At 47.2% G+C, this 25,623-nt stretch carries 24 protein-coding genes and 2 other annotated features; of the genes, 1 reads left to right on the forward strand and 23 read right to left on the reverse strand.

Going from position 1 to position 25,623, the window contains the following annotated elements; genetic code table 11:
• Window positions 1–12 precede the first annotated feature (12 nt).
• Window positions 13–690 (forward strand): amino acid ABC transporter permease, encoded by a 678-nt coding sequence (locus NFU07_RS03045; RefSeq protein WP_251474528.1) that lies wholly within the window; start codon window positions 13–15, stop codon window positions 688–690.
• A 72-nt stretch (window positions 691–762) separates the two neighbouring features.
• Here the strand turns inward: NFU07_RS03045 and NFU07_RS03050 are convergent, their stop codons facing one another.
• From NFU07_RS03050 to ftsZ, 23 genes are all read right to left on the reverse strand, one after another.
• Entirely contained in the window at window positions 763–1,164 is a 402-nt protein-coding gene (locus tag NFU07_RS03050; protein WP_251477066.1) for a VOC family protein, read from the reverse strand.
• 70 nt (window positions 1,165–1,234) lie between these two features.
• Window positions 1,235–2,920, reverse strand: a complete 1,686-nt coding sequence (gene argS, locus NFU07_RS03055) for an arginine--tRNA ligase (protein ID WP_251474530.1) — start codon at window positions 2,918–2,920, stop codon at window positions 1,235–1,237.
• Between the two features lie 49 nt (window positions 2,921–2,969).
• Window positions 2,970–3,175, reverse strand: a binding site (T-box leader).
• A 64-nt stretch (window positions 3,176–3,239) separates the two neighbouring features.
• Entirely contained in the window at window positions 3,240–3,518 is a 279-nt protein-coding gene (locus NFU07_RS03060; RefSeq protein ID WP_251474533.1) for a hypothetical protein, read from the reverse strand.
• 33 nt (window positions 3,519–3,551) lie between these two features.
• Window positions 3,552–4,874: a D-serine ammonia-lyase gene (locus tag NFU07_RS03065; protein WP_251474534.1), complete on the reverse strand. Its 1,323-nt coding sequence runs from the start codon at window positions 4,872–4,874 to the stop codon at window positions 3,552–3,554.
• 147 nt (window positions 4,875–5,021) lie between these two features.
• Complete coding sequence (gene pyrE / locus NFU07_RS03070) at window positions 5,022–5,648, reverse strand: orotate phosphoribosyltransferase (RefSeq protein ID WP_251474536.1); 627 nt, start codon at window positions 5,646–5,648, stop codon at window positions 5,022–5,024.
• Window positions 5,648–6,334, reverse strand: coding sequence for an orotidine-5'-phosphate decarboxylase (pyrF, locus tag NFU07_RS03075; RefSeq protein WP_251474538.1), 687 nt, complete (start codon window positions 6,332–6,334; stop codon window positions 5,648–5,650). Before pyrF ends, pyrE begins: the two co-directional genes overlap by 1 nt.
• Window positions 6,331–7,245, reverse strand: a complete 915-nt coding sequence (locus tag NFU07_RS03080) for a dihydroorotate dehydrogenase (RefSeq protein WP_251474540.1) — start codon at window positions 7,243–7,245, stop codon at window positions 6,331–6,333. Before NFU07_RS03080 ends, pyrF begins: the two co-directional genes overlap by 4 nt.
• A complete protein-coding gene (locus NFU07_RS03085) occupies window positions 7,242–8,009 on the reverse strand; it encodes a dihydroorotate dehydrogenase electron transfer subunit (protein WP_251474542.1) in 768 nt (255 codons plus the stop codon). The genes NFU07_RS03080 and NFU07_RS03085 overlap by 4 nt, the downstream gene beginning before the upstream one ends.
• The gene (gene carB / locus NFU07_RS03090; RefSeq protein ID WP_251474544.1) at window positions 8,006–11,194 is read right to left on the reverse strand and encodes a carbamoyl-phosphate synthase large subunit; all 3,189 of its coding nucleotides are present in this window, start codon (window positions 11,192–11,194) and stop codon (window positions 8,006–8,008) included. Before carB ends, NFU07_RS03085 begins: the two co-directional genes overlap by 4 nt.
• A complete protein-coding gene (locus NFU07_RS03095) occupies window positions 11,187–12,284 on the reverse strand; it encodes a carbamoyl phosphate synthase small subunit (protein WP_251477070.1) in 1,098 nt (365 codons plus the stop codon). Before NFU07_RS03095 ends, carB begins: the two co-directional genes overlap by 8 nt.
• Window positions 12,281–13,558 (reverse strand): dihydroorotase, encoded by a 1,278-nt coding sequence (locus NFU07_RS03100; RefSeq protein ID WP_251474545.1) that lies wholly within the window; start codon window positions 13,556–13,558, stop codon window positions 12,281–12,283. Before NFU07_RS03100 ends, NFU07_RS03095 begins: the two co-directional genes overlap by 4 nt.
• A 2-nt stretch (window positions 13,559–13,560) precedes the next feature.
• Window positions 13,561–14,430: an aspartate carbamoyltransferase catalytic subunit gene (locus NFU07_RS03105; protein WP_251474548.1), complete on the reverse strand. Its 870-nt coding sequence runs from the start codon at window positions 14,428–14,430 to the stop codon at window positions 13,561–13,563.
• Between the two features lie 134 nt (window positions 14,431–14,564).
• The gene (locus tag NFU07_RS03110) at window positions 14,565–15,851 is read right to left on the reverse strand and encodes a solute carrier family 23 protein (protein WP_251474550.1); all 1,287 of its coding nucleotides are present in this window, start codon (window positions 15,849–15,851) and stop codon (window positions 14,565–14,567) included.
• A gap of 19 nt (window positions 15,852–15,870) precedes the next feature.
• Window positions 15,871–16,410 carry a bifunctional pyr operon transcriptional regulator/uracil phosphoribosyltransferase PyrR gene (gene pyrR / locus NFU07_RS03115; protein ID WP_235196616.1) on the reverse strand — a complete coding sequence of 180 codons (540 nt, stop codon included), beginning with the start codon at window positions 16,408–16,410 and terminating at the stop codon, window positions 15,871–15,873.
• 260 nt (window positions 16,411–16,670) lie between these two features.
• Window positions 16,671–17,582 carry an RluA family pseudouridine synthase gene (locus tag NFU07_RS03120; protein WP_235196617.1) on the reverse strand — a complete coding sequence of 304 codons (912 nt, stop codon included), beginning with the start codon at window positions 17,580–17,582 and terminating at the stop codon, window positions 16,671–16,673.
• Entirely contained in the window at window positions 17,582–18,058 is a 477-nt protein-coding gene (gene lspA / locus NFU07_RS03125; RefSeq protein WP_235196618.1) for a signal peptidase II, read from the reverse strand. The genes NFU07_RS03120 and lspA overlap by 1 nt, the downstream gene beginning before the upstream one ends.
• 230 nt (window positions 18,059–18,288) lie before the next feature.
• Window positions 18,289–21,045, reverse strand: a complete 2,757-nt coding sequence (gene ileS, locus NFU07_RS03130; protein ID WP_251474552.1) for an isoleucine--tRNA ligase — start codon at window positions 21,043–21,045, stop codon at window positions 18,289–18,291.
• Window positions 21,046–21,088: 43 nt separating this feature from the next.
• Window positions 21,089–21,306: a binding site (T-box leader), on the reverse strand.
• 61 nt (window positions 21,307–21,367) lie between these two features.
• The gene (locus tag NFU07_RS03135; protein WP_052651120.1) at window positions 21,368–21,883 is read right to left on the reverse strand and encodes a DivIVA domain-containing protein; all 516 of its coding nucleotides are present in this window, start codon (window positions 21,881–21,883) and stop codon (window positions 21,368–21,370) included.
• 93 nt (window positions 21,884–21,976) lie between these two features.
• Window positions 21,977–22,762 carry a YlmH family RNA-binding protein gene (locus NFU07_RS03140; protein ID WP_251477073.1) on the reverse strand — a complete coding sequence of 262 codons (786 nt, stop codon included), beginning with the start codon at window positions 22,760–22,762 and terminating at the stop codon, window positions 21,977–21,979.
• 63 nt (window positions 22,763–22,825) lie between these two features.
• Window positions 22,826–23,089, reverse strand: coding sequence for a YggT family protein (locus NFU07_RS03145; protein ID WP_052651118.1), 264 nt, complete (start codon window positions 23,087–23,089; stop codon window positions 22,826–22,828).
• Between the two features lie 20 nt (window positions 23,090–23,109).
• Window positions 23,110–23,595, reverse strand: coding sequence for a cell division protein SepF (locus tag NFU07_RS03150; protein ID WP_251474555.1), 486 nt, complete (start codon window positions 23,593–23,595; stop codon window positions 23,110–23,112).
• The gene (locus NFU07_RS03155; protein WP_251474558.1) at window positions 23,592–24,263 is read right to left on the reverse strand and encodes a YggS family pyridoxal phosphate-dependent enzyme; all 672 of its coding nucleotides are present in this window, start codon (window positions 24,261–24,263) and stop codon (window positions 23,592–23,594) included. The genes NFU07_RS03150 and NFU07_RS03155 overlap by 4 nt, the downstream gene beginning before the upstream one ends.
• 118 nt (window positions 24,264–24,381) lie before the next feature.
• Complete coding sequence (gene ftsZ, locus NFU07_RS03160) at window positions 24,382–25,566, reverse strand: cell division protein FtsZ (protein WP_235196621.1); 1,185 nt, start codon at window positions 25,564–25,566, stop codon at window positions 24,382–24,384.
• Window positions 25,567–25,623: the final 57 nt, after the last annotated feature.

Genomic DNA, 25,623 nt, shown 5'->3' on the forward strand with positions numbered 1-25,623 from the left:
GGAGGATTTTGAATGGCTGACATCGAATGGGGCTTGCTGTTTGACCCGCAGCTTGCAATCGAGTCTCTTCCTTATGTTTTGGAAGGAATCTGGTACACGCTTTTGATTTCACTGGTAAGTATGGGACTCGCCCTCATCATCGGATTTTTCCTGGCGCTTGCAAGAACTTCGAAATTCAAGATTCTTGAATGGCCAGCCCGCCTTTATATTTCCTTTATGCGCGGTGTTCCGATTTTGGTTATTTTATTTTTGCTCTATTTTGCTTTGCCGGTCATCGGCATTGAATTTTCAGCATTGCAAGCGGCGCTTATCGGTTTTACGATCAATTGCGCTGCTTATATCGCAGAAGTTTTCCGCTCTTCCCTCGCTTCAGTGGACAAAGGGCAATGGGAATCTTCCACAGCACTCGGCTTGAGCTATTGGCAAACGATGAGGCGCATCATTTTGCCTCAATCGGTCCGCATCGCGGTTCCGCCGCTTTCCAATGTGTTTCTCGACCTCATCAAAGCATCTTCTCTTGCTGCAATGATTACAGTGCCTGAAGTTTTCCAGAAAGCACGAATTGTCGGAGCACGTGAATACGATCTCCTGACTCTTTTAATCTTAGTGGCGTTAATCTACTGGGCCATCTGTTCAGTGATGACCATTTTCCAGAACTATATGGAAAAGCGCTATGCAGACTATTTGTAAGAAATTTAAGTGAAGGACAAAAAATGCCTGAAACGCCTGTTGACCAACACAGCGTTTCAGGCATTTTCGTTTTCAGTTTTCCGGCATACACATCACTTCCCAAAGATGGCCGTCGACATCCTGGAAACTCCAGCCGTACATATACTCATCGTCCATCTTGTCATTTGAAGCTTTGCCGCCTGCTTCAATTGCCAGTTGAACCATTTCATCCACTTCCGCTTTGCTGTCTGCAGAAATGGCTACGATCACTTCTGTAGCAGCTTGAGAATCCGCTAACTGCTTTTTCGTGAATTTCTGAAAAAACGGTTCCACCAATAACATGACATATATATGGTCTCCAACAATCATACACGTCGCATTTTCATCGGTCATTTCATCATTAAAGCCAAAACCGAGTGCAGTAAAAAAGTCGATTGATTTCTGCAAATCCGTCACCGGCAAATTGACATAAATCTCTTTCGCTTTTCTGGCCACTTTATCCCTCCTTTCCCATTTCATCAATTCACTCCTTTTATTCGCCGAAAACCATTCGATTCCTTTATTTTCACATCTGTTCAGGCGCACCGATGCCAAGCAGCCTTAACCCTTCTTTCAACACGATGGCTGTTGAAGAAACCAAAGCCAATCTGCTGTTCAATTCCGCATCTTCTTGGAGAATTTTCACTTGGCTATAATATTTATTGAAATCCTGAGCCAATTCAATCAAGTATTTAGCGATTGCTGAAGGTTCGTTGTAATGGAAGCTTTTTTCAATGATATCCGGGAATTCGAGCAGCCGTTTCACCACTTGCCAGCTAAACGGATCGTCCAGGCCTTCAACCTCTCCATGATGGCCTCCCGCTTTTCGCAGGATCGAACAGGCGCGTGCGTGCGTATACTGGACATACGGTCCTGTTGCGCCTTCAAAACGAAGCATATCTTGAAGCGAAAATTCCACATTCGTCATCCGTTCGTTGCGGAGATCATGGAAAATCACCGCTCCGACGCCAACCATTTCAGCGACTTGCTGCTTGTCTTTCAGCTGGGGATTCTTCTCTTCAATATTTTGCTCAGCCAGTTGAATGGCTTCTTGCAGAACTTTTTCCAGAAGCACGAGGCCGCCTTTTCTGGTCGACATCTTTTTGCCGTTTTTCAAGATAAAGCCGAACGGAATATGCTCCATTTCTTCTGCAAAGGAGAAGCCCATCTTTTTCAAGGTGTAAAAAACTTGTTTGAAATGCAAAGTCTGTTCTTGGCCCACCACATATAAGGCTTTAGCGAATTGATAATTCTCTTGGCGATATAATGCGGCTGTCAAATCCCGCGTGGCATATAATGTGGCGCCGTCTGATTTTCTGATTAACAGCGGAGGCATGCCTTCTTCCGACAAATCCACCACTTCAGCCCCTTCGGAAGCACTCAATAAATTCTTTTCGGCCAATAGCGCAATGGTATGCTGCATTTTATCGTTGTAAAAAGCTTCGCCGTTCAATGAATCAAATGAAACGCCAAGCAGTTGATAAATCTTATTGAATTCCTGAAGTGATTCGTCTTTGAACCACATCCAGAGCTGGTTTGCCTCATCGTCGCCGTCTTCTAATTTCTTAAACCAGCTTCTTGCTTCATCGTTTAACGTGGGATGCTTTTCTGCTTCCTGATGAAATTTCACATAAAGTCCCAATAATTCCTTGATGGGCTGTTTTTGCACAGCATCTTCGTCGCCCCAATGCTTATAAGCCACGATCAATTTGCCGAATTGTGTGCCCCAGTCTCCCAGATGGTTGATTTTCACCGTTTGATAACCGCATTTTTCAGCAATTTTTGCCAGCGAATTCCCGATGACGGTTGACCGTAAATGCCCCATCGAAAAGGGTTTCGCAATATTTGGGGATGAAAAATCGATGACGATATTTTTCTTTTTGCCGAACTCATGCTGTCCGTAGGCGTTTCCTTTCATCTTAATTTCTTCGATCACGGCTTTACTTTCCACTTTCTTGTGGAAAAACGCATTTATGTAGGCACCGTCTGCTACGATTTTTTCAAAGGCTGAATGGCTGATACGCTGTGCTAGCTCTTGTGCGATTTTGGGAGGTGCTTTTCTCATCATTTTTGCTAAAGCAAAACAAGGAAATGCCAAATCGCCCTGCTCTTCGAATTTCGGCTTTTCGATTAGCTGCTGGATTTCGTTTAAATTCAATTTCCCTTCGATTTTTTCTTCAATGGCCTCTGCAAACTCTGCTAAATTTTTCATTTTCTCTCTCCTTTTTAAAAACAATAGAAAAATCCCGCCTCTAAATATATTTAGAGACGGGATTCCCGCGGTACCACTCTGATTGCCCTAACAGGCCAGCTTGAAAAAGATAACGGATTCCTCCGACTGCACCCTACTTTCATTTCAGGGAGTTTCTCAGAAGTGCGCTTCATTTTGAATTCGGCTATCAGGCTTCCACCATCCCTGACTCGCTAAAGCTTTCTTCAAAACTACTCTCTTCATCACAGAATTTTTGGTTATTTTTGTTATTCTAAGCGAAAACCGGAAAAGAGTCAAAGCTATTTTGAATTTTTTTGATTTATGCCTTTAAAGAATCTACGTAGTTTTTAGCATCCAACAAAGACAAACCATGGGACTCTCGCGCCATTTTAATGGCTTCGATGTCTTTTCCTTGAGCCAACAGCTCGCGAAGTTCTGAATCGAATTTCGGATCTTCAACAGGCTCGCCTTTGCGTAAAGCATCGATGGTTTTTTGCATTGCTGCCATTCGCTTTTCCATCGCCTTAAACCGTTCATTCACGGATGAATAAAGTAAAAGCATAGCTGCCAACACAACTCCTATAATCAGTAAGTTCATTTCCAATCCCCTTTCCATTCTCTAAAAGCATTTTCACAATAGTTTTTTGCCTTTTTCATAAAATTCCATCCGTTCATTTTCCGGCACAAGTGCGCCTCCTGTTGCCCAGACGATATGCACAGCTTTCGATTCGTCTATCCCGTGCTTCTGCAAATAATCGGTTTTCACCAATTCCATTGGTCCCTTTAATCCTGCAGCTGCTGAAGGTTCGATGAAAATCTCTTCGCTGTCAGCCAAAAGAGCCAGCCATTTGAAGAGATCATTATCTTCAATCGTGTAGACGCCACTGACAAGATGCTCGCTAATGGAAGAAGCGAAACTGGATGGGCGCCCTACTGCTAAACCATCCCCTTCCGTCCGGTTATCGATGCCGAAATCCTGAACGCTGACCTTTTCTTTTTCACCGGTGGCCAAGCCGATCAAAACAGCCGGCGAATGCGTCGGTTCAACGAAAAAGCAGTGGACCGCATCTCCAAAAACCTGTTTCAGGCCGAACGTGATGCCTCCTGGTGCTCCGCCTACGCCGCAAGGCAAATAGACGATTAAAGGATGCTCTTCGTCAACTTGTACATTCGCTTGTTCCAATTGATCTTTTAACCGAAAAGCCGCAACACTGTATCCGAGGAATAAAGGCTTTGACTTTTCATCGTCCACAAAATAAGCATGGGGATTTTTTCGCGTCTGTTCCCGGCCTTCCGTAATGGCTTCACTAAAATCACCTAAAAATTCATGGACGATTGCGCCTTTTTGCCGAAGCAATTCTTTTTTCCAAGGCTTCGCATCTGCCGACATATACACAGAAGTCTGGAACCCAAGCTTTGCCCCGATGATGCCGATGCTCAATCCCAAATTCCCTGTTGAACCCACGCCGATCGAGTACCGGCTAAAAAAATGAGTAAATGCGTCACTCAGGAATTTTTCATACGAATCATTTTCAGCTAAAAGCCCCGCATCCATTGCTAAATTTTCTGCATGCTGCAAAACTTCAAAAATGCCGCCGCGCGCTTTCACCGATCCTGCGATCGGCAGTTCACTGTCGCATTTCAAATATAAAGCGCCTTGTACTTGTGCAGGACTCCGTCCATTTAAGGCATTTTTCATTTCAGTTATTTCGCGGAGCGGCGATTCGATAATGCCATCTCCTGTTTCAGGAAAAGCTTTTGCAAGAAATGGTGCAAACCGCACCCATAGTTGAGCAGCTTGCTCCATGTTTTCCTTGGTTACAGCGAGTGGAGGGAGCTCCTCCATTTTTTTTAGTTTCGGATTTTGCCAGAAGAGCGGCTCCAAAGACATCGCTTGGTCCAATACAGGAAAGCGCCGCTGCCACTCTTTGAGTTGCTTGGGGGTAAAAGGCATGGTTTCATCCCTCCTTATTGTTTAGACCATAACAAAAAACGGCTGAAAAATCATGGACTTTCAAGAATTCCTCGCAAATACTTGCCGGTTTTGCCCTTTGCCTAAAAAAAGCCGGCCGCATGGGCCAGCTTTTAGTATTTCCTGCTTTTACTTTAAGGTGCCTGCCTTTAATCGTTCATGCCAATCGGCAAGCATCGGCAAATCCTTTTCCTGAATGGCGCCGCTTGCTCTCGCTTCCTCAACGAGTGCCGGAAAATCCGTCAATGTATGGAACGTAAATCCAGCTGCCGTGATGGCTTCAATTGAATGCGGCAAATCGTATGTAAAAATAGCGGCAATCCCTAGCACTTCAAAACCAGCCGCTTTTAATCCTTCAGCTGCTTGAAGAACCGAGCCCCCTTTGGAAATTAAATCTTCGACAACGACGACTTTTTTGCCTGTCTCGATTTTCCCTTCGACCATATTGCCTTGGCCGTGCTCTTTTGGTTTGGAGCGGACATAGACCATCGGCAAATTGAGCCTGTCGCTGACCCACGCAGCATGCGGAATCCCCGCTGTCGCTGTTCCCGCTACCACTTCACACTCCGGATAGAATTCCTCGATCAATTCGGTTAAACCTTTGGCGATTTCTTTTCGCACTTCCGGATAAGACATGGTGAGGCGGTTGTCGCAGTATATCGGCGATTGGACTCCGGATGCCCAAGTGAACGGATTTTCCGGACGCAATTCAACGGCACCGATAGTAAGTAATTGCCGTGCAATATGCTGTTTCATCATTCACCGCTCCATTCTTTTTTAATCTGGCTGTAAGCTGCAGCGGGATTTTCCGCTTTTGTGATCGCTCTACCAACAACGATATGCGTTGATCCTTGTTCTTTCGCTGCGGTCGGGGTCGCTACCCGTTTTTGGTCATCTGCAGCCGAGCCGGCCAAGCGGATCCCTGGCGTCACTTTCAAAAACGCATCTCCGCAGTCCCTTGCAATGGCCGTTGACTCAAGCACGGAACAGACGACACCGTCTAATCCTGCGCGCTTCGCCTGTTTTGCATAATGCAGGACCGATTCTTCCAGGCTGACATAAATCAGCTGGTCTTCGTGCATCTGCGTTTCATCCGTTGACGTCAGTTGGGTCACAGCGATCAATTTAGTGGCTGAACCGGCTAATCCCCGTTTCGCCGCTTTCATCATTTCTAAACCGCCTGCTGCATGGACATTGGTCAAATCGACGCCAAGTTTTGCGAGTCCGCGCATTGCGGCTTCTACCGTATTTGGAATATCATGCAGTTTCAAATCGAGGAAGATCTGATGGCCCATCGATTTAATCATTTTAACAAGTTCAGGTCCTTCCTGATAGAAAAGTTCCATGCCGACTTTCACAAAAAGCGGCTCATTAAATTGAGCCAAGAATTTTTCGACTTGCTCTTTTGAAGAAAAATCTAACGCAATAATGGGTTTATTCACAAGCGATGGCTCCTTCCGATTAATTCTTCTGCCGAATCACATCCGAGTTCATGCAGCCTTTCGGGCAGCTTTGCGATAATTTCCGGACAAACGAACGGATTGACGAAATTAGCCGTGCCCACAGCTACTGCGCTTGCGCCTGCTGACAGGAAGTCGATGGCATCGTCGACATTTGTTATACCGCCCATGCCGATAATCGGCAGATCCGTATGCTGGCTCACTTCATAGACCATGCGAAGAGCCACCGGCTTGATGGCAGGGCCGGACAATCCCCCTGTGATATTCGCAATGACCGGCCGGCCGGTTTTCGTATCCATGCGCATGCCAAGCAAAGTATTGATCATCGTGATGCCATCCGCTCCGCCTGCTTCGACCGCTTTGGCGATTGATACGATATTCGTGACATTCGGAGACAGTTTAATGTATACCGGCACAGAAGAGACAGCTTTTACCGCCTGTGTAAGTTCGCGCGCCACGTCCGGATCTGTGCCGAATGTAATGCCGCCTTGTTTGACGTTTGGACAGGAAATGTTGATTTCGAGCGCGTGGACATTCGGCGCCTTCGAAATTTCCTTTGCCACTTCTACATAGTCTTCCGTCGTTGTTCCGGCAACGTTGGCAATGATCGGCACATTGAATTGTTCAAGCCACGGAAGTTCTGAACCGACGACTCCTTCGAGTCCGGGATTTTGCAGCCCGATGGCATTCAGCATGCCAGACGCAGTTTCTGCAACGCGGGGCGTCGGATTGCCAAGCCGTGTTTCAACTGTCGTCGCTTTGATCATGATGGCGCCAAGTTGGGACAAATCGTAGAGCTGCGCATATTCTTTCCCGAAGCCGAAACAGCCGGATGCCGGCATGATTGGATTCTTTAACTCGAGTCCTGGAAGCTTTATCGCTAAATTCGTCATGAAATCACTACCCCCGCCTGAAATACCGGTCCATCTGAACAAACCTTGATGTAATCCGTTTCGCTTTTCGTCGTTCGGCAGACACAGGCGAAGCAAGCGCCGATGCCGCAGCCCATCCGCTGTTCATAAGACAAGAACCCTTTTTTCTCCGGATATGCCCATTGCAACGCTTCAAGCATCGCAGTCGGTCCGCAGCTGAAATAGGCATCGAAATCTTTCGGCAGTTCGTTCAAAATATGCGTCACAAAGCCTTGGGTTCCGTGCGAGCCGTCGACCGTCGCAATATGGGTGTCGCCGAGACTTTTAAATTCCGCTTCATAAAAAACAGCGTCTTTGCTTTCAAAACCTAGAATATGGACCGTTTCAATGCCGCGTTTATTGAGCGCTTTCGCCAATTCGTATAAAGGCGGCACGCCGATTCCCCCACCGATCAAATAAGCTTTTTTCGCAGCTTCTTCGACCGGAAAGCCGTTGCCAAGCGGACCCAATACATCGAGGCCATCGCCGGGCTTTTTTTCAGCCAATAAATTCGTGCCTCTTCCTTCCGCCCGGTAGACCATCGTGAATTGCTGCTTTTCCTTGTCGTAGGATGCGACAGAAATCGGTCGGCGGAGCAGCGGTTCATAGCTATCCGCTACCCGTACATGGACAAACTGTCCCGGAGCCTTCATATCGTTTACGAGATCTCCTTCGACCGTCAGTTCAAAAATGCGCTTGGCGATTTCCTGTTGGCTGACGATCCTCATGTGCTGTTGCCGAATCATACGCCTGCCCCCATTTCCTCCGCAGAGAAGGTCATCGATTCGATAACGCGGAGCATCGCTTCCGCTGTATCCAGTGAAGTCAGGCACGGAATGCCGTTTTCCACCGATTCCCGGCGAATCCGGAAGCCGTCGCGTTCCGGCTGCTTGCCTTTCGTCAATGTATTGATGACGAGCTGGGCACGGCCATTTTGAATAACATCGATCAAAGTTTGGCCATCAGAACCGATTTTTCCGACTGTCGACACATTGATTCCTGCGCTTTCCAGCGTGCTTGCTGTACCTTCGGTCGCCATGATGTGGTAGCCGATTGCTGTAAAACGCTTCGCTAAGCCAATTGCTTCCTCTTTATCTTTATCGGAAATGGTCATCAGCACCGTCCCGTGGTCTTTTATTTCCATACCAGCTGCCACTAGGCCTTTATAAAGCGCTTTTTCCAACGTGGAATCTTTGCCCATGACTTCCCCGGTCGATTTCATCTCTGGCCCGAGTGTGATGTCGACGCGGCGCAGTTTTGCAAAAGAGAACACCGGCACCTTCACGTAGACGCCTTTTGACAGCGGTGCAAGTCCTGGCGTGAATCCTTGTTCTTTGATGCCATGGCCGAGGATCGCTTTCATTGCAATATTGGCCATCGGAATGGCTGTAATTTTACTCATGAAAGGCACAGTCCGGCTTGAACGCGGATTGACTTCAATGACAAATACTTCGCCTTTCGAGATGACGTATTGGATATTCAGCAAGCCTACAATATTCAAGCCTTTCGCTAAGCGGGTCGTATAATCCACCAAGGTATCCAGCAATTCCTGAGAAATATTCTGCGTCGGGTAGACGGCAATCGAATCGCCCGAATGGACGCCTGCGCGTTCGATATGTTCCATAATGCCTGGGATCAGCACGTCTTCTCCGTCGGAAATGGCATCTACTTCGATTTCGATTCCCGTCAAGTAGCGGTCAACTAGTACAGGGTGTTCCGGGCTTGCTTCGACTGCATGTTCCATATAATGGCTCAAGTCATTTTCGTTGTAGACAATTTCCATCGCCCGTCCGCCGAGCACATAAGATGGCCGAACTAAGACCGGGTAGCCGATTTCATTGGCAATCACAATCGCTTCTTCAGCAGAAATCGCCGTTTTTCCAAGCGGCTGCGGAATGCCGATTTCGTGAAGAGCCGCTTCGAACTTATTGCGGTTTTCTGCACGGTCAAGATCTTCTAGCGAAGTACCCAGAATCTTCACTCCGTTTTGCTCCAGCTTTTCAGCAAGGTTAATTGCCGTCTGCCCGCCAAATTGGACCACGACGCCTTTTGGCTGTTCGATTTCAATGATATGCATGACATCTTCAACCGTTAACGGTTCAAAGTATAATTTGTCTGAGATGGAGAAATCCGTCGAAACCGTCTCTGGGTTGTTATTGATGATGATTGCTTCATAGCCTGCTTCTTTGATCGCCCATACCGAGTGCACAGTGGCGTAGTCGAATTCAACTCCTTGGCCGATGCGGATCGGTCCGGATCCAAGGACGATGATGCTTTCTTTTTCCGTACGGATGGACTCATTTTCATCTTCGTATGTTCCGTAGAAATACGGCGTTTCCGATTCAAATTCAGCTGCGCACGTGTCCACCATTTTATAGACGGGCATCAATTTTTGTTCTTTTCGCCAGTTGTAGACTTGTTGCTCCGGCACTTCCCACAGCTGCGCAATCGTCTTATCCGCAAAGCCCATGCGCTTCGCTTTCTTCGCTATGTCGAAATCAAAACGATTCGCTTGAAGCACATATTCGTACTGCACGATATTCGAGAACTTCTTCAGGAAGAATAAATCAATCTGGCTCCAGTGGTGGATTGTTTCGATTGAAACGCCGCGGCGCAGCGCTTCGCCGATAAAGAACAAACGCTCATCACCTGCACGGCGGATGCGCTTCTCGATCCATTCGTCGCTCATCGCTTCCGCTTTTTTCAAGTCCAAGTGAAATTGGCCGGTTTCCAGTGAGCGAACCGCTTTTAAGATCGCTTCTTCAAACGAGCGGCCCATCGCCATGACTTCCCCTGTCGCTTTCATCTGAGTCCCTAGATTGCGTTTTGCCGACTCAAATTTATCAAATGGCCAGCGTGGAATTTTTGCCACCACATAGTCAAGCGCCGGTTCAAACGCTGCATAGGTGCGGCCTGTTACGGGGTTCATCATTTCATCGAGTGTCAGTCCGACAGCGATTTTTGCAGCAAGTTTTGCAATCGGGTAGCCGGTCGCTTTTGATGCAAGCGCCGATGAACGGCTGACACGCGGATTGACTTCAATGATGTAGTACTTGAAGCTATACGGGTCAAGCGCTAACTGGACATTGCAGCCGCCTTCGATTTTCAAGGCACGGATAATTTTCAGCGATACATTCCGAAGCATCTGGTATTCCCGGTCAGACAAGGTCTGGCTCGGTGCCACCACAATTGAATCGCCTGTATGGATACCGACCGGGTCGATATTTTCCATGTTGCAGACAACGATCGCTGTATCATTTGCGTCGCGCATCACTTCGTATTCGATTTCTTTGAAGCCCGCAATCGATTTTTCCAATAGGCACTGTGTAACCGGGCTGTATTTCAAACCGCTCGTCACGATTTCCTGAAGGTCTTCATCGTTGTGGCAAATTCCGCCGCCTGTTCCGCCAAGTGTAAACGCCGGGCGGACAATGACTGGATAGCCGATGCGTTCGACAAACGTTTTTGCCTCTTCCAAGTTGTGGATAATATCGGAATCCGGAACCGGTTCGCCGAGTTCATTCATCAAAGTGCGGAACAAATCACGGTCTTCCGCTTTATGGATCGCTTCCAGCTTCGTGCCTAAAATTTCAATTCCAAGCTCATCGAGAATGCCCGACTCATCAAGTTCAATCGCCATATTCAATCCCGTTTGGCCGCCCAATGTCGGCAGCAAGGCATCCGGCCGCTCTTTCCGAAGAATCCGGCTGACAAAATCCAATGTGATCGGTTCGATATAAACTTTATCCGCGATTTCCGTATCGGTCATGATGGTTGCAGGATTGGAGTTGATCAAAATCACCCGGTATCCTTCTTCTTTCAGCGCAAGGCAGGCTTGTGTCCCTGCGTAGTCAAATTCTGCTGCTTGGCCGATGACGATCGGACCCGATCCGATGACGAGTATACTTTGGATATCTTGTCTTTTAGGCATATTGCTGCTCCTTTCGAGTTGCGTTCATGATGTCGATGAAACGGTCGAACAAGTAATTGGAATCTTCCGGTCCAGGCGACGATTCCGGGTGGTATTGCACTGTGAAAGCCGGGTAGTCCATATGGCAAAGCCCTTCATTCGTGCCATCGTTAATGGCTTGGTGCGTCACTTTCAGACGTGTTCCTTGCAGCGTATTTTCATCTACTGCGTAGCCATGGTTCTGGGAAGTGATTTCGATCCGTCCAGTAGTTAAATCTTTCACCGGGTGGTTGCCTCCCCGGTGGCCGAATTTCAATTTGAAGGTTTCAGCCCCACAAGCGCGGGCAAATAATTGATGCCCTAGGCAGATTCCGAAAATCGGTACTTCACCAAGCAATTCGCGGACAACTTCCACACATTCTTCTACGTTTTTCGGGTCTCCCGGTCCGTTTGACAGCATGACGCCGTCCGGGCCCCAAGCGAGAATTTCCTGAGATGTTGTATTATAAGGAACCACGATCACGTCGCAATCGCGTTTATTGAGCTCCCGCAATATGCCGTGTTTCATGCCGTAGTCGATCAGAACAACCCTTTTTCCGCGACCCGGGCTTGGATACGGCCGCGCTGTTGAAACCTTGGCCACTTGATCAGTCGGCAATTCGGTCTCTTGCAGTTTGGCAGCGATTTTTGCTGCGTCCACCGTCTCGCCTGCTGCTGTCAAAATCCCTTTGATGGAGCCTTTTGAACGGATCAAGCGCGTCAATTTTCGCGTATCGATTTCCGCGATTCCCGGAATGCCTTTTATCCGGAATAAGTCATCCAATGTCGTATTGCAGCGGAAGTTCGACGGGAATTCAGCCGCTTCCCGGACGACCATTCCTTTTACAGCCGGTTCGATCGATTCGAAATCATCGCTGTTGATGCCGTAATTGCCGATCAACGGATACGTCATTGTGACGATTTGCCCGCAGTAAGATGGGTCTGAGAGGATTTCCTGATAACCGGTCATGCTCGTATTGAACACCACTTCGCCGACCGATGCCCCTTCACTGCCGAATGCTGTTCCTTCAAATACCGTTCCGTCTTCCAAGATTAAATAGCGTTTCATTATTTTTCCCCCTCCTGCCAAACGATTTGTCCTCCGAAAATGGTCAGTGCCGGCCATCCTTTACAGGCCCATCCGTTAAATGGTGTGTTTTTGCCTTTCGATAGAAATGCCTCCGCATCGATTTTCTGTTCTTTGTCGAGGTCGAGCAGCACCAGGTCTGCAATTCCGCCTTCTTCCATCGTTCCATAAGGCAAGTTGAAAGTTTTGCTTGGCTTCACTGTCAGCCAATCGATCAATTGCGCAAGTGTCCATTTTCCGGTTTCAACAAACTGTGTGTAAAGAAGCGGGAACGCTGTTTCAAATCCCACAATGCCGAATGGCGCTTTCTCCATGCCGTTCGATTTTTCTTGGACCGTATGCGGTGCGTGGTCCGTCGCAATAAAATCAATCGTTCCGTCAAGCAAGCCTTCATGGAGGGCTTCTAAATCTTCTTTCGCGCGAAGCGGCGGATTCATTTTGTAATTCGCATCATTTCCTGGAATATCATCTTCGGTCATCAACAAATGGTGCGGCGTCACTTCAGCCGTCACTCGGATGCCTGCCCGCTTTGCATCACGGATCACTCTCACCGATTCTTTCGTCGAAACATGGCAAACATGGTAATGGGCGCCGGCTGCTTCAGCGAGCAGCACGTCCCGTGCAATATGTACAGATTCTGCGATTGAAGGAATGCCTTTTAGCCCTAGCTCTTTGCTGCGCTTCCCTTCATGCATCACCCCGTCGTATATGAGGCTATTGTCTTCGCAATGCGCGACAACCGCCATGTCAATCTTTGCTGCATCCCGCATCGTTTCGTACATCATGCCCGCTTCCTGGATTCCTACTCCGTCATCCGTGAAAGCAAAAGCACCGTGTTCTTTCAATTCTGCGAGATTCGTGCGCTCTTTGCCCGCTTCCCGGATCGTAATCGAAGCATAAGGCAATACCCGGATCAACGCGTTCTTTTCAATCAACCCATTCACATGCTGCAGATTTTCTTTCGTATCCGGCACTGGGCGTGTATTCGGCATCGCACTGATTGTCGTATAGCCGCCTTTTGCCGCTGATTGCGTGCCGCTTGCGATTGTCTCTTTCTGCTCGCCGCCCGGCTCCCGTAAATGCACATGTACATCCACAAATCCCGGAGCGATCAATCGGCCATTGCCGTCGATTTCGGGTTCTCCTTGCGCCGCTAGTTCAGCTCCAATTTCTTCAATCCGTCCATTCTTAATGCGGATAGCTGCAGGTGTCAATTCTCCATCTTTTAGCATGTTTACGTTTTTAATGAATAAGTTCATTGTTACACTCTCCCTTTCATTGCGTATTCAAGTACCGCCATCCGGATAAAGACGCCGTTTTCCATTTGTTTGAAGATCCGTGAACGGCTGCATTCAACAAGACAATCCGAGATTTCAACTCCTCTATTAATTGGAGCTGGGTGCATAATGATCGCCCCGTCTTTCATTTTCCGCTCACGCTCTAAGGTTAGCCCGTATTGCTCGTGGTAATGCTCTTTCGAAAATAAGGCCGATACGGCGTGGCGTTCGTGCTGGACGCGGAGCATCATCACCACATCCGTCGTTTCAATAAAGTCATCCAGCTGTTCAGATGTTTTGTATCCGCCGCTCCATTCGTCCGGACAGACAAAGGAAACTCTTGCACCTAATTTTTCTAAAGCTGCTGCATTTGATTTGGCCACTCGGCTGTGGGCGATATCCCCGACAATCGTCACGTGGATGCCCGCGATTTTGCCGAACTCCTGGTAGATCGTGAAGAGGTCGAGCAAAGACTGCGTCGGGTGCTGGCCGGAGCCGTCTCCGCCGTTGATGACTGGAATCTTGCATCCGGCGAGCTGTTCGTAATACGCTTCTTCTTCGTGGCGGATTATGACTCCATCGACTCCGATCGCTTCAAAAGTTTTGACTGTATCGTAAAGCGTTTCTCCCTTCAACACGCTCGAGAAAGCTGTTTCAAATGGCAGGACCGTCAAACCCATTTTATGCTCCGCCATTTCAAAGCTCATTTTGGTCCGGGTGCTCGGTTCGAAAAACAAGTTCACGACCGTGCCGGTCATCGGCTGGCTTTTGCCGCTTTTGAATTCGCCTGCCCGCTCTAATAAATGCATGATGGTTTCATTGTCTAAGGTGTTCATTGTCAGTACGTCCGGCATGTCCATCCATCCTCTCTTCATTTCAGCTATAAAAAAACACCTTCCTGAGGCAAGGAAGGTGTGAGGAAATAAGGGCATAGCGAGCCCGTGATCCAAACCTTTCCATGCCTCTCTGGACATTCATTAAAAGGTGATTATTCAGTTCCGTCGTCAATTTCTTCTTTATTTCGTCCCGGCAAGATCAAGTTCAGCAAGACCCCGATGATGGCAGCCAATGCCATTCCTTCAACTGAGAACGCTTCGCTAAATTCAATTTTCGCGCCGCCGATCCCAATGACCAGGATGACCGATGAAATCACGAGATTTCGTTTGTCCCCGAAATCGATGCCGTTATCGACCAGCATGCGAAGGCCGGAAGAAGCGATGATCCCGAACAGCAAGATGGAAATGCCGCCAAGCACCGCTGTCGGAATAGTGTCGATCACCGCCATTACTTTCCCGAGGAAGGAAAAGATGATGGCGAAGACAGCAGCTCCTAAAATCACGTAGACGCTGTAGACGCGTGTGATGGCGAGTACGCCGATGTTCTCGCCGTAAGTGGTCTTCGGAGGTCCGCCGACCAGTGAAGAGATAAAAGTTCCAATGCCGTCACCCAGAATCGAGCGATGCAATCCCGGATCTTTTATGTAATTTCGTTTCACGATTTTTCCGAGCACAAGCTGATGCCCGATATGTTCTGATATGGTGACAATCGCAATCGGCACCATGACAAACAGCAAAGTCGGTGTCACTGTGAAGGAATAATCCGCTCCTGGAATCAGGAAGTCCGGCACTGCAAACCAGTTGGCTTCGGTGATTGCCGTGTAGTCAATAATTCCGATAATCGCTGAGTAAATATAGCCGACGATAATTCCGATTAAAATCGGCATCAAGCTGATGATGTTCTTGAAATAGATGTTGCAAATGATGGCAGTAATCAGGGTTACGAGCGCTGCTGAGAAATGCTTGAAGCTATACTGACTGACTTCGTTGACCGTGATGTTCATCGCCATGTCGACTGCTGTTCCAGACAAGGCCAGTCCGATCACGATAATGACCGGTCCGACAACAATCGGCGGAAGGAGTTGCATGAGCCAGTGGTAGCCGGTTTTCCAGATGACTAAGGCGACAATCGCGTAGACGAGTGACACAAACATGGCGCCGATCATCGCCGATCCGATACCGCCAGTTTCAGTCGCAATCGTTATCGGGCCAATAAATGCAAAGGAAGATCCCAGATAAGCGGGTACTTTAAATTGTGTGATGATAATGAAGATGATGGTCGCAATTCCACTTGTCAAAAGAGCGATCGCCGGGCTCAAGCCGACTAATTGCGGTACCAGGATGGTTGCTCCGAACATGGCGAACATATGCTGCAAGCTCAAGGAAATCCATTGGCCTGCTTTTGGTTTGTCTTTTACATCTAAAATCGCGTCAGTCACAATCTGTTCTCCCCTATTCTTAAACGTGTATCGCGACGCGGTCATTGCCGTCGCTTTCCATCATTTGGACGACTATCCGTTCTTCACTTGAAGTCGGAATGTTCTTGCCGACAAAGTCTGCCCGGATCGGCAGTTCCCGGTGCCCCCGGTCAATCAAGACCGCGAGTTGAATCTGCGAAGGGCGGCCAAGATCCATTACGGCATCCATGGCCGCTCTCACCGTTCTTCCCGTGTAGAGCACATCGTCCACCAGCACGACTTTCTTACTCGAAATATTGTGTTCGATGTCGACTTGCTGGACGAGCGGTTCCTGGTTCTTATGCTTCAGGCTTAAATCATCGCGGTAAAGCGTGATGTCGAGTTCCCCTTTTAAAATCGGCTTGCCTTCAATCTGTTCAATTTTTTCTGCGAGCCGCTGGGCGAGGAATGTTCCCCGTGTTTTGATGCCGACCAATATGCATTCGTCGATTCCTTTATTGCGTTCGATTATTTCATGCGCAATGCGGGTAATCGCTCGGGCAATGGCTTTCTCATCTAAAATTTCTGCTTTTTCAACCATGGTTTTCTCTCCTTTTCCAAATAAGAAAAGCGCAAGCGCCCGTCTAGACACCGGAAGCGCAATTCTAATTTCTATACTTTCTTATTCAACTAAAAAATCCTCTTGCCAGAAAGGCAAGAGGATAGATGCGCAGAAAAATTCAGCACGGAAGACAGTCTTCCGGCTTAGCGTATGTACCTTCTCAGCCTCTCTGGACTGTTATTAAAGGTGTTGCGTATTCGATTGGTTTTTTCAAGTATAAAGAACAACGTGGCGGTTTGTCAATCCTTCTCTCGAAGAGATTCCAAAAGCTCCGCAAATTCTGCCGGCGGTTCCGCCGAGAATTCCATGTATTCGCCAGTCTTCGGATGATTGAATCCGATCACTTCTGCATGAAGCGCCTGGCCTCCGATGTCCATCGTTTTCCGTGGTCCATACTTCGGATCTCCGACAAGCGGGAAGCCGATATACTTCATATGGACGCGGATTTGATGGGTACGGCCTGTTTCCAGACGGCATTCAACAAGCGTGAAATTGCCGAAGCGTTCAAGCACGCGGAAATGCGTGACAGCATGCTTGCCTTTATCGACAACCGACATGTTCTGGCGTTCTTTCGGGTCACGCGCAATCGGTGCGTCAATCGTGCCTTTATCATGCGGAATATGGCCATGGACAAGCGCCACATATTTGCGCGTCACGGTCTTTTTCACCAATTGATCCACCAACGAGTGATGGGATGCATCATTTTTAGCGACCATCAATAAGCCCGATGTATCTTTGTCGATGCGGTGGACGATTCCAGGGCGCACGACACCATTAATGCCTGACAAATCGTTGCAATGATGCATCAATCCGTTAACTAGAGTTCCTTGGGAATGGCCTGGAGCCGGATGGACCACCATTCCTTTTGGTTTATTCACTACTAAAACGTCTGCGTCTTCATAGACAATCTCCAGATTCAAATCTTCCGGGACAACGTCCAGTTCTTCTAGAATCGGCGGAGTCGCGATAATGATATCTTCTAGCCGCACTTTGTAATTTGGTTTGACGATTTCGCCGTTGACTTTGATGGCACCGTCTTTGACCCAGTTCGCAATCTGCGAACGCGACCAGTCTTCATCCATAGCTGAAACCACTTTATCGATGCGTTCTCCAGCCATTTCTTCTGTAATTTCTAACGTTAAATCTTCCATTAAGACACCTTTTTCTTTTCTTGTTTTTCGTCATAAATGACAAATATAATCATCAACACTACGCCGACGGTCAATGCGGCATCCGCTACATTGAATATCGGAAAATCATAATTGATGATCGGGATTAATACATCTACAAAATCGACAACTTCTCCCCGGAGCATCCGGTCGATGAAATTTCCAACCGCTCCGCCAAGGATAATCATTAAACTCAATTGGAATAATGGCTGCCCTTTTGCGTGTTTATGGAAATAATAGAGAATGCCGATAATAACCGCTATCGTAATAATGGCGAAAAGCCACATTTTGCCTTCCAGCATGCCCCAGGCTGCCCCTCGGTTCCGGTGAGATAGCCACGCTAAATAAGGTTCAATTACCGGGATGCGCTCGCCTAACTCCATATGTTTCAATACTAGCCATTTTGTCCACTGATCGGCTGCAACGATCAGCAATGCAATTCCATAATAAATAAACATGTGTTTCCCCCGTCAATTCATCAGTCATTTTATTTTAACACATCCCCCGTTAAAAAAGTATGCAGGCGAAAGCATGCGCCATTTTTCTTGCAAGATGGCCGGTTTGGATGATTCTTCATTTGTATCTCAATATTTTCATTTACTTCCCTTGAAGGTCGAAATACATTCCACTCAATAATTTAGAAAAAAAACAGGAAGAACCTGATTCGGTTCTTCCTGCTCTCTAACTATTAAGCATATTGTGTTTCTACAACGCTTGCGCAGCGTGGGCAAAGCGTCGGATGCGCTTCACTTTGGCCGATTTCTTTTGAAACCGTCCAGCAGCGTTCACATTTTTCGCCTTCCGCTTTTTCAACAACAACTGCCGCGTCGTTTAATTTCAATGCGTTTTCCGGTGCTTCTGCACCGCCAAATTCATACTGGGAAACGATGAACAATTGAGCTACATTGTCGTCTACGGAAGATAACAAGTTTTTCAATTCTTCATTGCCGAAAACGGTAACTTTCGCTTCCAACGACTTACCGATGACTTTCGCAGCACGGGCTTCTTCCAACGCTTTCAAGACTGCATCGCGGACGTCCATGAACTGGGACCATTTTGCTTCCAAATCAGCGAATGCTGGATTTTCCTGGCTTTCTGGGAAGTCCGTAAGCTGAACGCTTTCTTCTTCCACGAAGCCTAGATAGCCCCACATTTCATCTGTTGTATGCGGAATGATCGGCGTTGCCAATTTCAAGATCGCCATCAACGAATCGAACATGACCGTTTGCATCGCACGGCGATGCGGATGGTCAGCTGCTTCGATATATACGACGTCTTTTGCAACATCCAGATAGAATGAACTCAAATCGTTTTGGCAATAGCCGTTCAATGCGTGGTAGATGGACGAGAACTCGTAAGTTTCATAGCCTTTCTTCACCGCATCAATCATTTTGTTTAATTTCATGACCATGTATTGATCCATTTCGCGCATATCTTCAAATGCTACGCGATGCTCTTTTTCATTGAAATCCGCCAAGTTCCCGTGAAGGAATTTAAGCGTATTGCGGATTTTGCGGTAAACTTCCGATACTTGCTTGAAGTTTTCATCCGAAACGCGCACGTCCGCTGTGTAGTCGACAGATGCAACCCATAGGCGCAAGATATCGGCACCCATTTGGTTCATCACTTTCGCAGGTACGATGACGTTCCCTAGTGATTTACTCATCTTGCGGCCGTTGCCATCCAACGTGAAGCCGTGGCTCAATACGCCTTTATAAGGTGCAATTCCGTTGATCGCGACACTCGTTGATAGAGATGAGTTGAACCAGCCCCGGTATTGGTCAGATCCTTCTAGATACAAATCAGCCGGATATTGAAGATCTTCGCGCTCATCCAATACGCCTTGGTGAGATGATCCAGAATCGAACCAAACATCCATGATGTCCGTTTCTTTTGTGAAAATGCCGTTCGGGCTGCTTGGATGCGTAAATCCAGCTGGCAGAAGTTCTGCTACTGAACGTTCGAACCATACGTTCGACCCGTGTTCACGGAATAAACCGGAAATGTGGGCAATCGTTTCATCTGTGATGATCGGGTCGCCATTTTCAGCGTAAAATACAGGAATCGGTACACCCCATACACGCTGGCGTGAAATATTCCAATCGCCGCGGTCACGCAGCATATTGAATAATCTTGTTTCGCCCCATGCGGGAGTAAACGTTGTTTCATTGATCGCTTTTAAAATCTGGTCACGGAAAGCTTCGATTGAAACGAACCATTGAGCCGTCGCGCGGTAGATAACCGGCTTTTTCGTTCGCCAGTCATGCGGATACGAGTGCGTGATGAACGATAGTTTTTCCAGCGCTCCTGCTGCATCCAAAGCTTCTGTGATTGATTTATTGGCTTTGTCATAGAATTCGCCTTCGAATCCAGGAGCTTCAGCCGTCATGACTCCGCGCTCATCCACCGGGCACAGAACATCCAAGCCGTATTTTTTACCGACTAGGAAATCGTCTTCCCCGTGTCCAGGCGCTGTATGAACGCACCCTGTACCGGAATCTGTCGTAACGTGGTCGCCGAGCATCACAAGCGAAGTGCGGTCATACAATGGGTGTTTCGCCAAAATATGCTCCAGTTTTTCGCCTTTCATTTCGCGAACCACTTCATAATCAGTCCAGCTCAGTTCCTGAGCAACGTCTTCTAAAAGAGCACGGGCGATGACGTAAAGAGAGCCGTTCACTGAAACTTCCACATAGTCAAGATCCGCATGAACCGTAATTCCCAAGTTCGCCGGAATCGTCCAAGGAGTTGTTGTCCAGATGACTAATTTCGTGCCTTCTGCCAATACGCCTTTACCGTCCGTCACTGGGAATGAAACATAAATTGATGGAGATTTTTTATCCTGATATTCGATTTCAGCTTCCGCTAAAGAAGATTCACTTGATGGAGACCAGTAAACCGGCTTCAAGCCTTTATAGATATAGCCTTTGCTCGCCATTTTACCGAATACTTCGATTTGGCGGGCTTCATAAGCAGGCTTTAGCGTGACGTATGGATTTTCCCAATCGCCGCGGACACCGATGCGCTTGAACTGAGAACGCTGGTTGTCGATTTGTTCATACGCATACTCTTCACAAAGTTTGCGGAATTCAGCAAGCGACATTTCTTTGCGGTTAACGCCTTTATTGGTCAATGCCTGTTCGATCGGCAAACCGTGCGTATCCCAGCCCGGAACATACGGCGCATGGAAGCCCATCATAGAACGGGAACGGACGATCATATCTTTTAATACTTTGTTCAACGCGTGCCCCATATGAAGATCGCCATTAGCATACGGCGGTCCATCATGAAGGATGAAGAACGGACGCCCTTTTGTGCGCTCCAATGATTTCTGGTAAATGTTCATATCATCCCATTTTTTCTGCATTTCCGGTTCCCGGTTCGGCAAATTACCGCGCATCGGAAAATCGGTTTTCGGCATCAATAACGTATCTTTGTATTCCATCAAAATTCCTCCTGTAGACATAATAAAAAGCCCCCCATCCCTGGAAAGGGACGAGGAGCTTAAACTCGCGGTACCACCCTTGTTGCAGCTCCAATTAAGCTGCCACTCGATCGCCGTAACGTGGCGTAGACGGTTTTGGCTACTCCAGTTCACCAAAACGGCTCAAGAGTGATTTCATCAGTACATCCTTCACCAGGCTCCCACTATCCCTGGATCGCTTTGTCGAATTGAACTGAATACTGTCTCTATCAATGCGTTTGTATATAGTCATTATAAAAACCATTTCATGTAATTATAAAAGCAAGCTGTGAAAGCGTCAAGTTCAGTATTCTTCTTTTTTCGCTTCAAGCTTATCCAGATTGGTTGTATCGATATCGTATTCCATCAAAGTTTCCCAGTCATCTGTATCAATCAGATCCAGCTGCGCTTCAACAAGCATTCTGAAACGATTGCGGAATACTTTGGATTGCTTTTTCAACTCATCGATTTCCATTGCGATGCGGCGGGCTTTCGTCAGAGACTCATTGACGATGCGGTCAGCATTTTTCTCCGCTTCGCGTACAATCAACTTCGCTTCTTTCTGTGAATTGCGGCGTACTTCTTCTGCCGCTTCTTGAGCGACCACAATCGATTTCTGCAAAGTGGATTCGATGGTCGTGAAATGGCCGACGCGTTCATCCGTCTGTTTCAACCGCTCTTCCAATTCTTTTTTCTCTTTCAGCAAAAGTTCATAGTCTTTGATGATCTGATCCAGGAATTCATTGACTTCGTCTTCCTGATATCCTCTGAATCCTCGGCTAAATTCTTTATTATGTATATCCAGCGGGGATAATGGCATTTCGTGCACCTCTCCTTAACATCTCGTCGTAATTTACATTATACAGTCCATTGGCATAAATATCAGTAATATTTCGTAATTTTTCAGAACCGCCTATTTGCTGCTTTCCAAACGGCCAATTTGAAGGCGGATTTTATCTTTTTTGGTACGCCCTTCCACCATCAGCACTTTCACGCGGCCAAGCCCTCTCGATGACAGCATATCGGATTCGTGCAATTCAAATGAAGGCTGTTCCTGAACCGTCCAATTCACTTTCACCTTGCCGCCTGTGATCAATGAAGACGCTTTTTGGCGCGAGATATTGTAGACAGAGCTCATCACGGTATCCAGTCTCATCGAGCTGACCGTATGGCTTTCCTCAGACCATTCTTCTTTTACGGTGATGAACTCTTCTTCGTTTGTTACTTCCTCCAAATGAACCTTCACTTTTGAAGCAGAAGTGAAATTCGCATGCAAATACGCGCTGACTTCATCAGCGACTGCTAACTGTATAGTTTGCCCGTCAATCCGGATATCGCCAAATTTGCTGCGATCTAACCCGATAGCCATCATAGAGCCCAGCACTTCCGGATGCTGCAGCGTTACAAATTTTGTCGGATACTTCAGTTCATAGACCGTAATTCGGAAATCTTCTTGCTGGACTTCATAATAAGACGGGTACAAGAGCACACGCTGCCGCTCAGCGTCTTCAAACAAACCAGAAGCGGCCATTTGAATATCACTTGAACCAAGCACAGCCTTTACGATAAAGCGCTGGCGCGGGTCGAGAAAATCCGTCAACTTGGGCGTATAGCGGTCTTCTACATCAATCATCCAACCGGATACTTGTTCGATAAATTGTTGTTCATCTTTACGGAAATGCTGGAATAGAGAATCCATGCCAATTGCCCCTTTCGCTTTCGAATGGTCTACCAACTAAAAAACCCCACAGCTGTGAGGTAATTAATAAAAGTAATTAAATAAAACGACGATTCCACGGCTTGCCAAATTCAATGCGAAAATCGCAACAATCGGTGAAAAGTCAATCATGCCTAGCGGCGGAATAAACCTTCTGAAAATATCCAGATAAGGATCTGTTATACTTGAAAGCATTCTTCCGAAACCAGATTCTTTCGCATTCGGCAGCCAGCTCATTAAGATACTGGCGATCAAAATGAACGAATAGATGTTTATAGCAACTAATAATAAATTTACGATAGCTATCATTGGTTCTTCATGCACCTCTTTTATTGTTGATCATCGTAGTAATAATCCGAAATGGCACCGTCGACTTCAACAGTGTCCGGCACACATAGGAAGATGTCGGTCCCTATACGTTGGATGTCGCCGCCTAGCGCGTAAACCGTACCACTTAGGAAATCGATGATGCGCAGGCCTTGATCTTTCTCAATGCGCTGTAGATTGACTACAACTGCTCTTTTGTTTTTCAAATTCTCTGCTATGTCCTGGGCTTCGGCATAAACTCTCGGTTCTGCTAAAATCACTTTGGAGGATTTCACAGCACTTTGCAAACTGACTAGATTAGGCGTTGCGGTTGCATTCTCCACTGCTTTTTGTCTCCGTTCTTTAGAAGGTTTTCTGATTTCCTGTTGGGTTGCAGCCGCCTTCTCATACCGTGGAGCCGGTTGTGGCTTCGGTTCTTGCTGAATCGGCTCATCATCTTCATATTCTTCTAAATAAAAGAAGTTCTTGAATTTGTTTTTAATGCTCATCCCGTTGCCTCACTTTCAGATCCTACTAATGCAGTTCCAATACGGACAAAAGTTGCTCCTTCTTCAGCAGCGATCAAATAGTCATTGGACATGCCCATTGAACATTCTGTACAAGGTGCATGCGCCCATCCTTTCGATGCGACTTCAAGCTGAAGTGATTTCAAGCCCTTAAACACATCGCGGATCACGGATTCATCTTCTGTGTTCGGTGCCATCGTCATTAGGCCCACTACTTCAATTTTCTCAAAAGACTGCAAGGATTCAATGAATGCTAAAGTTTCTTCAGGAAGCAGGCCGCTTTTCGTCTCTTCTTGGGAAACGTTCACTTGTACAAAACATTTGACCCGCTTGCTTGCACGTTTTTCAATTTCCTTTGCTAGGCTCATTCGGTCCAGTGAATGCAGGTAATCGATCTGGTCGATCACATCGCGAACTTTTCGCGTCTGCAAATTTCCGATAAAATGCCAAGCTGCATCTGAAGTTATAGACTCTTGCTTTGTTTTCAATCCTTCCGGCCGGTTTTCCCCTAAATGTCGGATACCCGCTTCAATTGCTTCAAGCGTGCGCTGAACGCTCACTTGTTTTGTGACGGCAACAATTTCAATGCCAGGCCGGATGCTATTCAGTTTGTTTTTTATCTCTTCAAATACTGGTTTTATCGATTTCATCATTTCACAACTTTTCTATAGATGTTCAACTTATTGTACCAAGGACAGGCATATTTATCAATTAAGCCCTATTTGAAAAAAACAGCCGCCCAGAAGGCGGCTGTTTAGGTTTTAATGATTAACGTCTCTTTTGGCGATTGCGCAGGAACGTTGGAATATCTAGCGCATCATCGTGCTGCTTTTCCTGGCGCTGCGGCTGCGGCTCTTGCTGATATGCTGGAGCCTGTTCTTCGCGGCGCTGTTCTTCACGGCGCTGTTCACGAAGAGATGGCGGTGGAGTCTGCTGTTGGATCGATTGGACTCTGCTCGAATTCAATCCAGATCCTCTTGGCGTTCTCGGCTGCAATTGTTCTTCGTTGAATCCTGTCGCGATAACCGTAACAACAATTTCATCTTTCAAATTGTCATTGATGACAGATCCGAAAATCATATTAACGTCTTCATCAGATGCAGAGGCTACGATGTCTGCAGCTTCCTGCACTTCGTAAAGGCTCAGATTAGAGCCGCCCGTAATATTCATCAAGACTCCTTTAGCGCCATCAACTGATACTTCAAGCAATGGGCTGGAAACCGCTTTTTTCGCTGCTTCAGATGCACGGTTCTCTCCTGAAGAAACACCGATTCCCATTAGAGCGGAGCCTTTGTTCGACATAATTGTTTTAACGTCCGCAAAGTCAAGGTTGATTAGACCTGGTACTGCGATCAAATCCGAAATACCTTGGACACCTTGGCGAAGGACATTATCCGCTTCGCGGAAAGCTTCAAGCATCGGTGTGCTCTTATCAACGATTTCAAGCAAACGGTCGTTAGGAATAACGATTAGCGTATCTACAGATTCTTTCATCGTGCTAATTCCGCTGATTGCTTGAGTAGAACGTTTACGGCCTTCAAAAGTGAATGGACGTGTAACCACGCCTACAGTCAAAGCGCCAAGTTCTTTAGCGATTCCAGCAATTACCGGGGCTGCACCAGTTCCGGTACCGCCGCCCATTCCTGCTGTTACGAAGACCATATCCGCTCCGCGCAATGCTTCTTCAATCTGCTCTTTGCTTTCTTCTGCAGCTTTTTTCCCGACTTCAGGATTAGCTCCTGCACCCAGTCCACGAGTCAATTTTCCGCCAATTTGAAGGCGAACTTCAGCTTGGGAAAGATTCAATGCCTGAGCATCCGTATTCACGGCAATGAAATCAACACCTTGAACACCGTGTTCGATCATGCGGTTAACCGCGTTGTTTCCGCCGCCGCCGACGCCGATTACTTTAATTACTGCCAATGCATCAACTGATGTATCAAATTCCAACATTCTTTTTCCTCCTAAAATTGCTCTGCCTTTTGAAAAGAGGCATGAACAATATTCATT

Origin of the sequence: Planococcus sp. NCCP-2050, from assembly GCF_023708025.1 — a bacterium.
Classification (GTDB): domain Bacteria; phylum Bacillota; class Bacilli; order Bacillales_A; family Planococcaceae; genus Planococcus.